This window comes from Photobacterium galatheae (genome assembly GCF_000695255.1).
GTDB classification, from domain to species: domain Bacteria; phylum Pseudomonadota; class Gammaproteobacteria; order Enterobacterales; family Vibrionaceae; genus Photobacterium; species Photobacterium galatheae.
The window spans coordinates 37,126-51,866 of record NZ_JMIB01000032.1 but is presented as its reverse complement, the minus strand read 5'-3'; the positions used below and the strand labels follow the sequence as shown (position 1 = coordinate 51,866).

Sequence of the window (14,741 nt, the reverse complement as noted above, 5' to 3'; positions counted from 1 at the left end):
TGGTGCAACCGCCTTATTAAACGGTCAAAAATACGGCTTTCATTTTGACACCCTGAAGTATGTCACCCGGTTGCAGCGCAGACACATTTGTCAATCGCAGGTCAAAGGTCAGTCAGCAATGCAGAAAACCACCCGTTTCAAACGCCTCCAGCATACCCTGATGCTGGCGTTTCTTCTGCTCAGCCTGATCCCACTCACATTGTCTTCCCTGTTCTTTCTTCATTCCCATACCCGGGATCTGGCTGAACAGAGTACCAGCCACCTGGCCTCATTACGCGACAACAAAAGTCAGCAACTGGATGCCTTTTTTGCTGCAAAAGAATCTGAAATTCAAAGCTTTGTCAGCTCCGAACTGGCGAATGCCAGTGGCGGACGCTTTTATGGCATCGTCGGAGCTTTTCGCCAGCTGGGAGATATTCAGCGTCTCAGCAAAGGAGCCAGTCGGGGCGAATATTTCAACGAAGCCCTGACCACCCGACCACTGTCCGGCCATGTCGATAACACCTCGCCGGATTTTATCGTGCAGGAACGTTATCGTCTGATTTATAAACGCTACCACTGGGCTTACGAAGCGTACCTGAAGCGCTCAGACTTCAGCGATATCCTGCTGGTCGATTTGGATGGCAACGTGGTTTACACCTCGAACAGCCCGGCATTATTTGCCGCCAGTCTGAGTACCGAGACCGCACAATACCCGACGCTCAGCCAGACATTCAGTCGTATCAAAACGCTGACACATGAATACCGGAAACGCCGCGCGGAAAACCCCAGCCAGCAACTCAATGAGCAAAAGTCAGAGCAGTTACCTGTCACTTATACCGATTTTGCCGCGGATGAAGACACGGGAGAAGCAACCGCCTGGTTTGCAGCGCCGATCATCCAGCATGGCTACCTGCACAGCTATGCATTTTTCAAACTGAGCAACCGGGCTATCGCTGCCGTCATGGCCAACAGCAGTGAGGGGAACCAGTTTGTACAGACCCTGCTGGTCGGCCCGGATCACAGCCTGCGTCTGCCCAATGACAGTCAGTTGCCAGGCCAGCTGGTCAGCCCTGGGATTGATCAGGCACTGTCCGGTAAAACCGGTGTTGGCAGCCTGTTGAATTACAAGCAAATCCCGGTTTTGAGTGCCTACGCTCCCATTGATGTGCTGGGCAATTCATGGGCACTGGTGGTGGAACTCCCCGAACAGGAAGCCTTTGCACGCATTCACGAACTGGAAGAATTCTTCCTGCTGGCAATCCTGACGGCTGTGCTGCTGGTGACGCTGACGGCGCACTGGCTATCCAACTACATTACCGCACCACTGCTGCGGCTGACCTGGGCTGCCGAGCAGGTTTCAGCGGGCGATCTGGATCAGAAAATCAACTCGACCGACCGCCGGGATGAAATCGGCCGTCTGGCTATCAGCTTCGCTCGGATGCAACGCTCGATCCGGGAAAAAATCACCCTGATCCGGGAGCAAAATGCAGAATTAGAACAGAATCTGGCCGTGATCCGGCAACAGAATGAAGAATTACAGACTGCCGACAAGCTGAAAGACGAGTTTCTGGCCACCACCTCGCATGAACTCCGTACGCCACTGCACGGGATGGTGGGGATTGCGGAAGCCTTGCTGGCCGGGGCGAACGGGCCGGTGCAAGCCAGCCAGCAACACCAGCTGGACATGATCATCAGCAGTGGTCAGCGTCTGACCAAACTGGTCGATGATCTGCTCGACTACCATAAAATGCGTTATGGCGATCTCGACATTCGGCCCCATGCCGTCGATCTGGCCGCAGCCAACCGCCTGGTGCTGGAACTGTCCGCTCACCTGCTCGACAACAAACCGGTTCGGATGATTAATCAGATTCAGCCGGATCTACCTCTGGTTCGGGCCGATGAACAGCGACTGGAACAGGTGCTTTATAATCTGGTCGGTAACGCCATCAAATATACCTCTGAAGGGAAAATCATTCTCTCGGCCACCGTCCTGGAAACTCAGGTCAGAGTTCAGGTGGTGGATACCGGACAGGGCATTCCAGCGGAGCAACTGGAACACATTTTTGAACCGCTGGTTCAGGCCAATACCGGCTCTGCCAATTACCGGCAAGGGGCCGGGCTGGGACTTTCCATCAGCCGTCAGCTCATTGAGTTGATGGGGGGCAGCCTCTATGTCAGCAGCCAGCCCATGATTGGCACCACCTTCAGCTTTACCCTGCCACTGGCAACGGAAGCCGATATTGCCCACTGTCAGCCAGCAACACAGGCGCATTTTCAGGCCCCCCGTCAGGAACAAAGCACCCTTGAGACCGAAACCCTACCAGACAACCCGGATGGTGAACTGTTACTGGTGGTCGATGATGAACCGGTCAACCTTCAGATCGTCACCAGTTTTCTGCGCATTGCCGGTTATCAGGTGATCACCGCAGACAACGGTGCCCAGGCACTGAAAATCATGGAAAGCCGGCAGCCATCGCTAATTTTGCTGGATGTCATGATGCCCGGCATGAACGGATATGAAGTCTGTCAGCAATTGCGCACCCGCTACAATATGACGGAACTGCCCATCATCATGCTCTCGGCATTAGGGCAGGCTCAGGACAGAGTCAAAGGCTTTGAATGCGGTGCCAACGACTACCTCAGTAAACCTTTTCACAAAGATGAACTGTCGGCCCGCATTCGTGCCCACTTACAGGCTGCACAGACAGAACGCCAGCGGCAGGAGAATCAGGCCCTGCAACAGGAAATCCGCCATCGTGAACAGGTTCAGGCTGCCCTGCTGGATACCCAGACGCGGCTGCTGGGGCTGCTGGAGTCCACCAGCGAAGCGATCCTCTGCGCCCGGGAGGACGGCCGTATCCGGTATGCCAACAATGCGGCCGGCCAGTTATTCCAGCGTGCTCCAGCTCAGTTAGAGCGGCTTTCCATTCAGGATCTCCTGCTCACCCAGCTCCCTGATGAGATTGAAAAGAACCGCCACTATCATGGCGAACTCATTTACCGGATTCAGGAACAAAATCAGACACTGGCCACCGATTTAATCCAGTTACCGGCCGAATCCGGCCTCAGTCAGATGTTCGTTTTTGATCAGCAAGGACCCAGCTCCGGGGAACGGATTGCTCTGCTGGAAAATGCGGTAGATGTCCTGTCCGGCTTTGCCTCAGATGGCGACAAGCACAATCTGCAGCGCCTGCGTGAACTGGGCGACGAATTCAGTCAGTTGGCCGACCGTCTCGACCTGTCACAGCCGGATAAAGCCGATCGGCTGCGCCATCTGCTGGTTGACGTGATGAAAAGCAGCCTGCTGTTCTGGGAAAGCACTACAGGTAAAAGTAAGTTTGATCTGGCAGAAGAGAGTGGCCTGTGGCGCGTCTATCTCGATCGCAGCACACTGCAGACTCGTACACTGGATAAGTATCTGCACCTTGAGACGCTACCGAAAACACCACGCTGGCGCACGGTGCTCAACACGCTGGACTTTGTTCTGGAACGATGCCCTCAGCCCGGTGCCGAACGGGAGAACATCGTTGAGATGCGAAATCAGCTGCAATTGATGATCAACCAGTAAACACAGCCTCTGCATCATCAGTGAGACGCCTGCCTGCTCAGGTGTCAGAACCGTGCCTGAAACTGAACCGCGACTTAATTCTCCCCATGAAGAATAACCCCATTTTTCACCCCCAAACATGGATAAATCCCCACCATGCATTGCTGAAAAAATCGACTTTTTCAGGAGAACAGAGAGTCTCTAATGACAATATTCATGTTATGAGACGTCAGTCACAACAAAACCTTCACAAAAAATTTCCGTGTGAAAATAAGGGATGTTCTTCAACGGGAAAAATCTGAAAACGTGAATCAACCGACTAAAAAACCTTATAAATAGGCCAATATAACGATAGTAAACACTTACAAATTTAAACGATTTTCTGCGTTCTCTGAGTGAAAATCCGGATCGGCACAGGTAAAATCAACGCCGATTTTTACGATTTTGACAACGCACAAAGCCGTTTTGACGTTTTTAACGTGCAATACAATTGACGAACACTCGCTGAAGACGTTTCCTTAAGGGCACTGAATGTCCACAGGCCATCTGCACGGGTCGCGTTACTCAACCCGCGCAGAGTGGATAAACAGCCTCCCCCATAGAAGGGAGGAGGAACCTAAGTGATGCAAAACCCTACAAAGCAAAGAGTAAGGAACAGCTATGCTTGCCAACATAAAGAAAACAAAGATAACCCTTGCCATCCTGGCTGCCGCAGCAGCCGCTATGACCTCTCCAGCGATGAGTGCTGAGCGCACTGAGCTGACCATGGTGCCGGATTTCTATCCGACCCTGGTACGTAACTTCAACCCTTACCTGCAAACCAATCTGCGAACCACCACTGACTTCGTGTTCGAACAACTGGTGGTTTTCAACCAGATGCACGGCAATGAACCGGTCATGCGTCTGGCAAAAGATTTCTATATGTCTGATGACCTGCTGCAGGTCACCTACGTCATCCGCGATGGCGTGAAATGGTCAGACGGCACCCCATTTACCGCCAAAGACGTTGCCTTCACCTATGACCTGCTGAAAAAGCACCCGGCGCTTGATCAGCGCGGTATCATCAAGTGGGTGAAAGATGTCAACATTGACGGCAATAAAATCACCTTCGATCTGACAGAAGCGAACTCCAACGTGCCTTACGAAATGTCGTTCGTGCCTGTGGTGCCAGCGCATATCTGGAGCAAGGTGAAAGAACCTGAGACATTTGCCAACGAAAATCCGGTGGGAACCGGTCCGTTTACTGATATTGATACCTTTACGCCGCAGCTGTACATTCAGTGCCGCAATCCACACTACTGGGACAACGCGAACCTGGATATCGACTGTATCCGTATGCCGCAGATTGCCAACAACGACCAGTTGCTGAGCAAAGTCATTGCCTCTGAGCTGGACTGGACGTCTTCCTTCATTCCGGATATCGACAGCACCTACGCCGCTGCAAACCCAAATCATAAATATTGGTATCCGGCCGCGGGAACCCAGTCATACGTGCTGAACTACAAGTCGCCAAAAGAAGGGAATAAAGAAGCGATCAACAATGTTGATTTCCGCCGCGCCTTCTCCATGGCGATTGACCGTCAGACCATTATTGATATCGCATTCTACGGCAACGGGACACCAAACCATTATGCGTCAGGTCTGGGCGACGGATTCAAAGCCTGGTCTGATAAAACGGTTTATGACCAGTACAAGCAATACAACACTTACAACGTTGAAGGTTCAAAAGCGCTGCTGAAAAAAGCCGGCTTTAAAGACATCGACGGCGACGGTTTTGTCGAAACCCCAACCGGGAAGAAAATCGAACTGAATATTCAGTCACCCAATGGCTGGACCGACTTCAACAACACCGTTCAGCTGACTGTTGAGCAGTTACAGGAAGTCGGTATTCAGGCCAAAGCACGCACGCCAGACTTCGCTGTGTATAACGAAGCGATGCTAAAAGGCAGCTACGATGTGTCCTACACCAACTACTTCAACGGCGCCGATCCGCACCTGTACTGGAACAGTGGTTTCAACTCCCGCCTGCAGGGTGAAGGCAACCCGCGCTTTGCAATGCACTTCTACAAGAATGCAGAGCTGGACCAGCTTCTGGACGGTTTCTACAAAACCGCGGATAAGAAAAAGCAAATGGCGATGGCACACAAAATCCAGAAGATCATTGCTGAAAATCAGGTAACCGTTCCGGTGATGTCCAGTGCAGACATGTTCCAGTACAACACCACGAATTTCACCGGTTGGTGGAACGAGCAGAATCCGAAAGGTCGTCCGATGGTTTGGGCAGGCATTCCGGAGCGTTTGCTGCAAGTGCTCGACCTGAAACCAAAATCATAATTATTGCTTCATTTGCGGTGCGTCTTCTTGCGCACCGCCTCTTCCCCCACACTATTTAAGCGTATGGCGCGAGACGTCAGGGGGTTTTTCGTCCAGAGTTCAGCCCAGGGTCGTGATGTCACTGGTTGGGAAAGGTGTGAGTTATGGGATTTTTTCTACGTCGTTTATCGTTCTACCTGGTTGCCCTGCTGTTTGCAGCCACGTTGAACTTCGCAATTCCCCGGGCAATGCCCGGCGATCCGGTGACCATGATGTTCGCCAACGCTTCGGTTCAGGTCACCGCCGAACGAATTGAAGCCATGAAAAAACTGCTGGGCTTTGATGAAGCTCAGACGTGGTATCAGCAGTATTTCACCTACATCAAAAGCATTCTGAACTGGGATCTGGGGATCTCCATCAAATTCTACCCGCAATCGGTCAATGACATTTTGGGCGGGGCACTTGGCTGGTCGCTATTCTTAGCTGGTTCCGCGGTCATTCTCGCGTTCTGCATCGGCTCTGTGCTCGGTATCTTCGCCGCCTGGAAGCGCGGCAGTAAATACGATGCCTTTATTTCTCCGGGGATGCTGGTGATTCAGGCGGTTCCGCCTGTGGTCATTGCCATGCTGGTGCTGTTTACCTTTGGTCTGGGTCTGAAGTGGTTTCCAACCAGCTATGCGTACACGCCGGGTACTCTGCCGGACTGGACAAGCCTGGCTTTCTATCAGGATGTGCTCTATCACGCCGTGCTTCCTCTGATCTGTGCCACGGCCATTCAAATCGGCGGCTTCCTGATCAACATGCGAAACAACATGATCAACCTGCTCAACGAAGACTACATCACCATGGCGAAAGGCAAGGGTCTGAATGAAAACCGTGTGGTCTTCAACTACGCTGCCCGCAACGCCATGCTACCCAGCGTCACGGCCCTGTCGATGGCATTGGGGATGGCGATCGGTGGTCAGCTGATTGTCGAAATTATCTTTAACTATCCGGGGCTGGGCACCGTGATGCTCAATGCCATTCACGCCCGTGACTATCAGGTACTGCAAGGCCAGCTACTGATCATGACCCTGTTTATGCTGTTCTTTAACTTCATGGCCGATCTGCTGATTGTGGCCCTGGATCCTCGCCTGCGTAAGGGAGGTAAATAATCATGAAAGGTTTTATCAAGCTCCTGGCAAACAACAATAAAGCACTGGCAGGTCTGATCATCATCAGTTGCTTTATCCTGGCTGCGGTCTTTGCGCCTCTGGTCACCAAGCATGATCCGGATCGCCGCACCGGCAACCCGCATGAATATCCATCCTTTGTGGTCAAAGCCGCGCAGAACAATCCGGATGGCTGGGTCGCTGAGAATCTGGCAGACAACAAACGCACTCTGCGGATGTCGAAGAAAGCGGATCACGTGCTGGGCACCTCACGCATGGGCCGTGATATCTGGTCGCAGCTGGTGTACGGTGCCCGTACCTCGCTGGCGGTCGGCTTTGGTGCCGGTCTGATGGTCTGTTTCCTGGCCACCGTCATTGGGGTGTCTGCCGGTTACTTTGGCGGCCGGGTGGATGATGTGCTGACAGCGGCCATGAATATCATGCTGGTGATGCCTCAGCTCCCGTTGCTGTTCGTCATCGCAGCCTTCATCGGTCAGGCTGGGCCACTCACCATCACCATTGTGATTGCCATGACGTCCTGGGCCTGGGGCGCTCGGGTTGTGCGGGCACAAACCCTGTCCCTGCGTGAAAAAGAGTTCGTCAAAGCCGCTGAAGTGCTGGGTGAATCCTCCTGGCGCATCATTTTTGTCGAGATTCTGCCGAACCTGATTTCCATCATCGGTGCCAGCTTCATCGGCTCTGTGATGCTGGCCATTATGACAGAAGCCACGCTGTCCTTCCTGGGACTGGGCGATCCGAACTCCATCAGCTGGGGCATCATGCTCTACAACGTACAGACCTCATCTTCCATGCTGGTCGGTGCCTGGTGGGAACTGCTGGCCCCTTGTGTAGCACTGACCCTGATTGCGATTGGTCTGGCCCTGCTGAACTTCGCTGTCGATGAAATAGCCAACCCGCAGCTGCGTTCCCATAAGGGTCTGCGCCGCTGGAAGAACATGGCCAAGAAAAACCAAGCGGCACAAGTTGCTTCCGAAGTAACCGCTCAGCCTGCATTTCAGGGAGGAGAGAAGTCATGACCACACCACAAATATCTATCCGTAACCTGTGCGTCGACTACATCACCGACGCCGGAGATGTCCGCGCCGTGAACAATGTCAGTTTCGACATTGGTAAAGGCGAAGTCTTCGGGCTGGCTGGCGAATCCGGCTGTGGCAAGTCTACCGTGGCCTTTTCGCTGATGCGTCTGCATAAGCCGCCTGCGTTCATTACCGGCGGAGAAATCCTGTTTGATGGTCATGGCGACATCCTGAAATTCAACGATCAAAAGCTCAGCAGCTTCCGCTGGAGCGAAATGTCCATGGTGTTCCAGAGTGCCATGAATGCGCTCAACCCGGTACTGACGCTGGAAGAGCAGTTCTGTGACGTGATAATGCATCACACCAACCTGACCCGGGAGCAGGCCGTGCGACGCGCACAGGGCCTGCTGGAGATTGTCGATATCCATCCGGATCGCCTGCAGGATTACCCACATCAGTTTTCCGGCGGCATGCGTCAGCGACTGGTAATTGCGATTGCCCTTGCACTGAATCCGAAGCTGATCATCATGGATGAGCCCACGACAGCGCTCGACGTGGTGGTACAGCGTGAAATCCTGCAAAAGATTTACGCGCTGAAAGAAGAATTCGGCTTCGCCATTCTCTTCATTACTCATGACCTGTCGCTGATGGTCGAGTTCTCAGACCGCATCGGCATCATGTACTCCGGTGAACTGGTCGAAGTGGCACCATCCAAGCAAATTCTGGAGACACCGTATCACCCTTACACCGAAGGGCTGAGCAGTTCTTTCCCGCCACTGACCGGGCCAAAAACCCGTCTGAAGGGAATTCCGGGCAACCCGCTCAATCTGCTGGATGTGCCGCAGGGGTGTCGTTTTCAGGCGCGATGCAGCAAAGCCCATAACGCCTGTTTTTCACAAAGCACGCAACTTCGCCAACTGGAACCCGGCCGTTTAAGCAACTGCCACCTGTATAACAAGTAAGAATAAGAAGGATCGGAGGCAAGATGAGCAATCCAGTCGGAACCCCAATTATCGAAGGGAAAAATCTGGTCAAAGACTTTGCGGTGAACAGCAATTCTCTGGCCAAATCCAAGATGCGGGCACTGAATCAGGTGTCATTTAAAATGTACAAAAGCCGCGGTCTGGCGGTCGTCGGTGAATCAGGCTCGGGTAAGTCCACCACGGCCAAGATGATTGCCAAAATGTACGAGCCAACCGCCGGCAGCATCGAATACTACGGTCGAGACATTCAAAGCATCACCAGGAAAACTGACCTGATGCAGTACCGTCAGGGCGTGCAGATGGTCTGGCAGGATCCGTTCGGTTCCCTGAACCCGACCCACACGATCTTTCACCATATTGCCCGCCCGCTGCTGATCCACAACAAAATCAGCAAGGGCAATAAAAAAGAGCTGGAAGAAAAAGTCTACACGCTGCTGGAACAGGTTGGCCTGATCCCGCCGAAAGAAACCGCCGCCAAGTACCCGCACCAACTGTCCGGCGGTCAGCGTCAGCGGGTGAATCTGGCCCGGAATATTGCAGTCGGTGCCGAAGTGGTTCTGGCAGACGAACCAACCTCAATGCTGGATGTTTCCATTCGAGCCGGGGTACTCAACCTGATGGAAGAGATGAAGTTCGAACGGGAAATGGCGCTGCTCTATATCACGCACGACATCGCGACAGCCCGTTATATCGCTGAGGATCTGGCAGTCATGTATGTCGGCCATATGGTGGAATGGGGCGATACGGAAGAGATCATCCACAATCCGCAGCACCCCTATACTCAGTTGCTGATCTCCGCTGTGCCTGATCCGAGTAAATCGATCCATGAACCGCTGGCTGGCAACAAAGGGGATATTCCGCTCTGGACACCGGAAAGCCTGGGCTGCCCGTTTGCCGGACGTTGCAGCCATGCGACGGAACAGTGCCGCCAGCGACTACCGGAAGTCACGCAACTGGCAGAAAACCATTTTGTCCGCTGCTATCTGTACCAAAGCTAAGTCGAGCCAATGCCGACAGAAAGCCCAAAAACCAACAATAATAAAGGAAATCTATGCAGCTGTTAATCAACCACCTCGGATATGAACGCACTGGCAGTAAGATTGCCATCGTCCAGCATCAGGCCCCTTTGTCACATACAGAGGCGACCCTGATCCGCAGCCGGGATCAACAGCCGGTGATGCAGTTGACACTTTCCATCAGTCAGCAGACTGATGCGTGGCACACCGGTGCTGCTGCTCAGATCGATTTCAGTACCTGGCAGGAATCCGGCCAATACAGGCTCCACCTCGGTGACACTGAGTCGGCAGATTTCGAGATTGGTGAAGGTTTACTGATGCAGCGTACCTTCAGTGATGTGCTGCACTATTTCAAATCCCAGCGCTGTGGTGGCAAATTCGATCAGTGCGATCGTGCCGTCCCGCTGTTTGGCAGTCAGGAGACCGTCGATGTCCACGGAGGCTGGTATGACGCTTCCGGTGACGTCAGCAAATATCTCAGTCACCTGTCCTATGCCAATTACCTGAATCCCCAGCAGACGCCGATGGTGGTGTGGAACATGCTCACTGCCTTTGAGTCGCTGCAGGATGACCCCGCCTTTGCGGATTTTTCCCGCGTCCGCCTGATTGAAGAGGCACTTTATGGCGCGGATTTTTTACTGCGGATGCTTTCTCCGCAGGGTTATTTTTATATGACAGTGTTCGATAAGTGGAGTAAATCCACCGGGCAACGGGAGATTTGTAGTTATTCAACGCAGGAGGGAATCAAAACAGACCATTTTCAGGCTGGCTTCCGTCAGGGCGGTGGTGTCACCATTGCCGCGCTGGCTGCAGCGTCGCGACTGGTACACAGTCCGGCCGCTGCCAGACTGGAACTGGGGCATCTTGAAAACGCAGCAACTTACCTGATTGCTGCACAGACAGGTTACTGGCATCTGAAAGCGCACAACAGCCGCTATCTGGATGACGGTCAGGAAAATATCATTGATGAATATTGTGCGCTGCTGGCCGCCGTCGAGCTGCTCAAAGCCACGGAACAGTCCCGCTATCTGACGGAAGCCCGTCACTGGGCGGAACGTCTGGCAGCACGTCAGCAAAGTGACAGTCAGCAGCAGTTTTACTGGAGCGCCAACGCGGATGGCAGCCGCCCGTATTACCACGCAGTCGAAGCCGGTCTGCCCGTGATCAGCCTGTTGCAATACCTGCACGTTGAACCGGAACAGCCTCGCCTGCAGGCCATCCGTCAGGTGCTGGACAATGCATTACAGTTTGAACTGAACATCACCCATGCGGTCGCAAACCCCTTTGGTTATCCGCGCCAGTATGTCAAAGCGGTTGACGGCAACAAACACAGCCGCTTTTTCATGCCACACCACAATGAAAGCGGCTATTGGTGGCAGGGCGAAAATGCCCGCTTGGGTTCACTGGCCGCGATGGCTTTTATGGCCGCCCCTGTGGTCAGTGATGCGGATCTGTGCCGACAGTTGAAGGTCTACGGCCAACAGTTACTGAACTGGATTCTGGGACTGAATCCATTTGACCGCTGTATGCTCGATGGCGCTGGCAGAAACAATCCTGAATACCTGCCACATCTGGGATTTTTTAACGCCAGAGGCGGTGTGTGTAACGGGATCACATCCGGCTTCGATAACGAAGCAGATATTGCCTTCGCGCCAGCCCCTCAGGCCGACGATACCTACCAGAACTGGCGCTGGGGAGAACAATGGATCCCGCATGCGGCCTGGTATCTGCTGGCTGTGTCCCTGCAATTCAAGGAACGTCGTCATGACTGAACATATTCGTTATCTGGTTGGTATTGATGGGGGTGGCACGTCCTGCCGGGCCCGCTTATGCGATACCCAGGGCAAGGTGCTGGCCGAAGCCAAAACCGGCAGCGCCAATATCTTATTAGGCGCTGACGTTGCCATGAAATCGATTCTGGATGCGATTGCCACCGCAGCATCACTGGCCGGACTCAGTGAGCGAAACTATGGCGAGATGTCGGTTGGGCTGGCGTTGGCCGGCGCTGAACAGCGCACAGCCTGGTATGACTTTATGGCCCAGCCGCACCCATTTGCCCGCCTCACCCTGAACACCGACGGCTATGGCGCTTGTCTGGGAGCCTGGAAGGGACGAGACGGCGCGATTTTCATAGCCGGCACCGGCTCCGTCGGTTTGCTGCGGCAGGGAAAACAGATTTCTGTGGTCGGTGGCCGTGAATTTCCGATTTCAGATCAGGGCAGCGGCGCAGTCATGGGACTCCGCCTGATCCAGCAGGTGCTGCTGAGCGTCGACGGCATTATGCCTCAGACGGAACTGGCGCGTCTCGTCCTGGCGCACTTTGACCACGATGTGGATGCCATTGTCGAATGGTCGAAAACCGCCCTGCCCTGTGACTATGGTCAGTTTTCACCGGAGATTTTCCGACTGGCCGAAGCCAATGACTCGCTGGCGGTTGCCCTGCTGCAACAGACCGCCGCAGACATTGAAATGTGGCTCAATGCACTGATCGCTCGCGGCGCAGACCAGATCTGCCTGATGGGCGGCATTGCAGAACGCATTGCGCCCTGGCTGACACCAGCCATTCAGCGCCGACTGGCTCCCCCACAGGGAGACGCCATGGACGGTGCCATTCTGATCGCCCAGGGCGATCACAACCTGTATCCACGATAAGGGGCTATCATGAGCTATCGCCTTGATTTAACCGTGATCAATCAGACTGATACTGAATCCCGCTTTGCGCTGACCCTGCATAATCTCGGGGAGCATCCTTTGCGTGCCTGGTCGCTGGACTTTATCCTCAGCCGCTGGATAGAACCGGCATCGGTCAGTCATGGTCAGCTAAAGCAACTCGGCAGTTACTGTTCGCTGTCTGCGACCGGCAACGAAGCCCTGTCCGCAAACAGCCATTTTTATACCGAATTTACCATCAAGACGCCGCCGTTAACGCTGCACAGCGATGGCATCACAGAAGCCTGTCTCTATGCCAGCCAGCATCGTCAGGCCGTGCCCGTAATCGTCACTCCGTTGAATCTTCGCCAGCCGGCACAGGAAAAACTGCAGATTGATTTACCGGAAGCCAAAGCCATCAACCTGATCCCGGCCCCCGCCCGTCTGGCACACTTGCCGGGTGAGTTTCAGTTCCTTCGGGAGACCGCACTGGCTGCAGTGCCGGAAGCGGCACAGGGGAGTGTCAACTGGCTGCAGCAGGAGCTGTCACACTGGCTGGACACGCCCCTGTCAGTCAGCGCGGACGGCCAGATTCATTATCAATACAAACCAGAGCTGGCAGAAGGCGCTTACCACTTATTGGTCGAGTGTGACCACATCTGGCTGGAAGCCAGTTCAGCCGCCGGATTCAGCCATGCAACGGCCAGTCTGTTACAGTTACTGCCAACTCATCCATCACACCAGATAGAAAGCCTGCTGAGCATTCCGATGGTGGACATCCATGATCAACCCCACTATGGCCACCGGGGCATGATGCTCGACTGTGCCCGGCATTTCCATCCCGTGGCCCGGATCAAGCGGCTGCTGGATCAGCTGGCCCGCTATAAGTTCAACACTTTCCACTGGCACCTGACCGACGATGAGGGCTGGCGGATCGAAATTGATGCCTACCCAGCCCTGACCGAGATCGGTGCCTGGCGCGGCCCTGAAGAGGTACTGGCACCTCAGTTTTCGACCGTGGATCGCCGCTACGGCGGTTTCTACACCAAGCAGGAAATCCGCGAGATTGTGGCATACGCCGCCGACCGTGGCATTCAGGTGATCCCGGAGATCGATATTCCCGGCCACTGCCGCGCCGCGATCAAGTCGCTGCCAGAATTACTGATCGATCCGGCCGATCGCTCCGTCTATCGCAGTATCCAGAATTACCCGGACAACGTGCTGTCTCCGGCTCTGCCCGGCACCTATACCTTCCTGACCGCTGTGCTGGACGAAGTCTGCGATCTCTTCCCTGCCCCTTACCTGCATGTGGGCGCAGACGAAGTCCCCAGCGGTGTATGGACCGACAGCCCGGCCTGCCGTGCGATGATGGAGCAGCATGGATACGAGGATCCGTTCGAGTTACAGGGACATATCCTGCGTTTTGTTGAAGACTATCTGGCTCAGAAAGGCAAGCGTATGCTGGGATGGCAGGAAGTCGTCAAAGGCGACAAGGTCAGTCAACACACCATTGTCCTGCCCTGGATGAACGAAGAAGCCGGTCTGACATGCGCAGGCAATGGCTATGAAGTGATCATGCAGCCAGCCCAGTATACCTATCTGGATCTGGCTCAGGGGCATTCTGCCGAAGAGCCCGGGGCCAACTGGGCCGGGTTCCTGCCGCTGGAAACGGTCTACAGCTATCGTCCGCTGGCCGAACTGGCAGCGACAGATCCGAGACTGGATCAAATCCTGGGAATTCAGTGCGCTCTGTGGTGCGAGCATGTGTTCAGCCAGTCCCGTTTTGACTACCTGCTGTTCCCGCGCCTGCTCGCGGTCAGCGAAGTCTGCTGGTGTCCGCCGGAGCAACGAGACTGGGAAGACTTTAAAGCACGCCTCAACGGTCAGCTCCGTCATTTAGACCGAATCGGCGTGAACTACCGTCCGTGTTCTTAAACATGCCGGGAATCCTGCGGCCAAGTTGTACACAGACAGGGTTCCCTCATGTGTCGTGAAGTGTTATTGACATCCTAGAGGGTTGTGTTGGCGACATGTTCGGGGACCATCGGTCCCCGCTTTTTTTC

9 protein-coding genes are annotated in these 14,741 nt (G+C 54.3%); all 9 read left to right on the top strand.

Annotated features, from left to right (window positions below; translation table 11 throughout):
- The first annotated feature begins 118 nt into the window (after positions 1 to 118).
- The 9 genes from EA58_RS16115 to EA58_RS16075 all read left to right on the top strand — a co-directional run bounded on the left by EA58_RS16115 (position 119) and on the right by EA58_RS16075 (position 14,613).
- Positions 119 to 3,550 (top strand): response regulator, encoded by a 3,432-nt coding sequence (locus EA58_RS16115; protein ID WP_036755328.1) that lies wholly within the window; start codon positions 119 to 121, stop codon positions 3,548 to 3,550.
- A 639-nt stretch (positions 3,551 to 4,189) separates the two neighbouring features.
- The gene (locus tag EA58_RS16110; protein ID WP_036755111.1) at positions 4,190 to 5,863 is read left to right on the top strand and encodes an ABC transporter substrate-binding protein; all 1,674 of its coding nucleotides are present in this window, start codon (positions 4,190 to 4,192) and stop codon (positions 5,861 to 5,863) included.
- A gap of 143 nt (positions 5,864 to 6,006) precedes the next feature.
- Positions 6,007 to 6,996 (top strand): ABC transporter permease, encoded by a 990-nt coding sequence (locus tag EA58_RS16105; protein ID WP_036755109.1) that lies wholly within the window; start codon positions 6,007 to 6,009, stop codon positions 6,994 to 6,996.
- Between the two features lie 2 nt (positions 6,997 to 6,998).
- Positions 6,999 to 8,030, top strand: coding sequence for an ABC transporter permease (locus EA58_RS16100; protein ID WP_036755107.1), 1,032 nt, complete (start codon positions 6,999 to 7,001; stop codon positions 8,028 to 8,030).
- Entirely contained in the window at positions 8,027 to 8,992 is a 966-nt protein-coding gene (locus EA58_RS16095; RefSeq protein WP_036755105.1) for an ABC transporter ATP-binding protein, read from the top strand. The genes EA58_RS16100 and EA58_RS16095 overlap by 4 nt, the downstream gene beginning before the upstream one ends.
- A gap of 23 nt (positions 8,993 to 9,015) precedes the next feature.
- The gene (locus EA58_RS16090) at positions 9,016 to 10,011 is read left to right on the top strand and encodes an ABC transporter ATP-binding protein (protein ID WP_036755102.1); all 996 of its coding nucleotides are present in this window, start codon (positions 9,016 to 9,018) and stop codon (positions 10,009 to 10,011) included.
- A 53-nt stretch (positions 10,012 to 10,064) separates the two neighbouring features.
- A complete protein-coding gene (locus EA58_RS16085; RefSeq protein ID WP_036755098.1) occupies positions 10,065 to 11,801 on the top strand; it encodes a glycoside hydrolase family 9 protein in 1,737 nt (578 codons plus the stop codon).
- The gene (locus EA58_RS16080) at positions 11,794 to 12,681 is read left to right on the top strand and encodes a glucosamine kinase nucleotide-binding domain-containing protein (protein ID WP_036755095.1); all 888 of its coding nucleotides are present in this window, start codon (positions 11,794 to 11,796) and stop codon (positions 12,679 to 12,681) included. Before EA58_RS16085 ends, EA58_RS16080 begins: the two co-directional genes overlap by 8 nt.
- A gap of 9 nt (positions 12,682 to 12,690) precedes the next feature.
- Positions 12,691 to 14,613: a beta-N-acetylhexosaminidase gene (locus EA58_RS16075; protein ID WP_036755092.1), complete on the top strand. Its 1,923-nt coding sequence runs from the start codon at positions 12,691 to 12,693 to the stop codon at positions 14,611 to 14,613.
- The last annotated feature ends 128 nt before the right edge of the window (positions 14,614 to 14,741 follow it).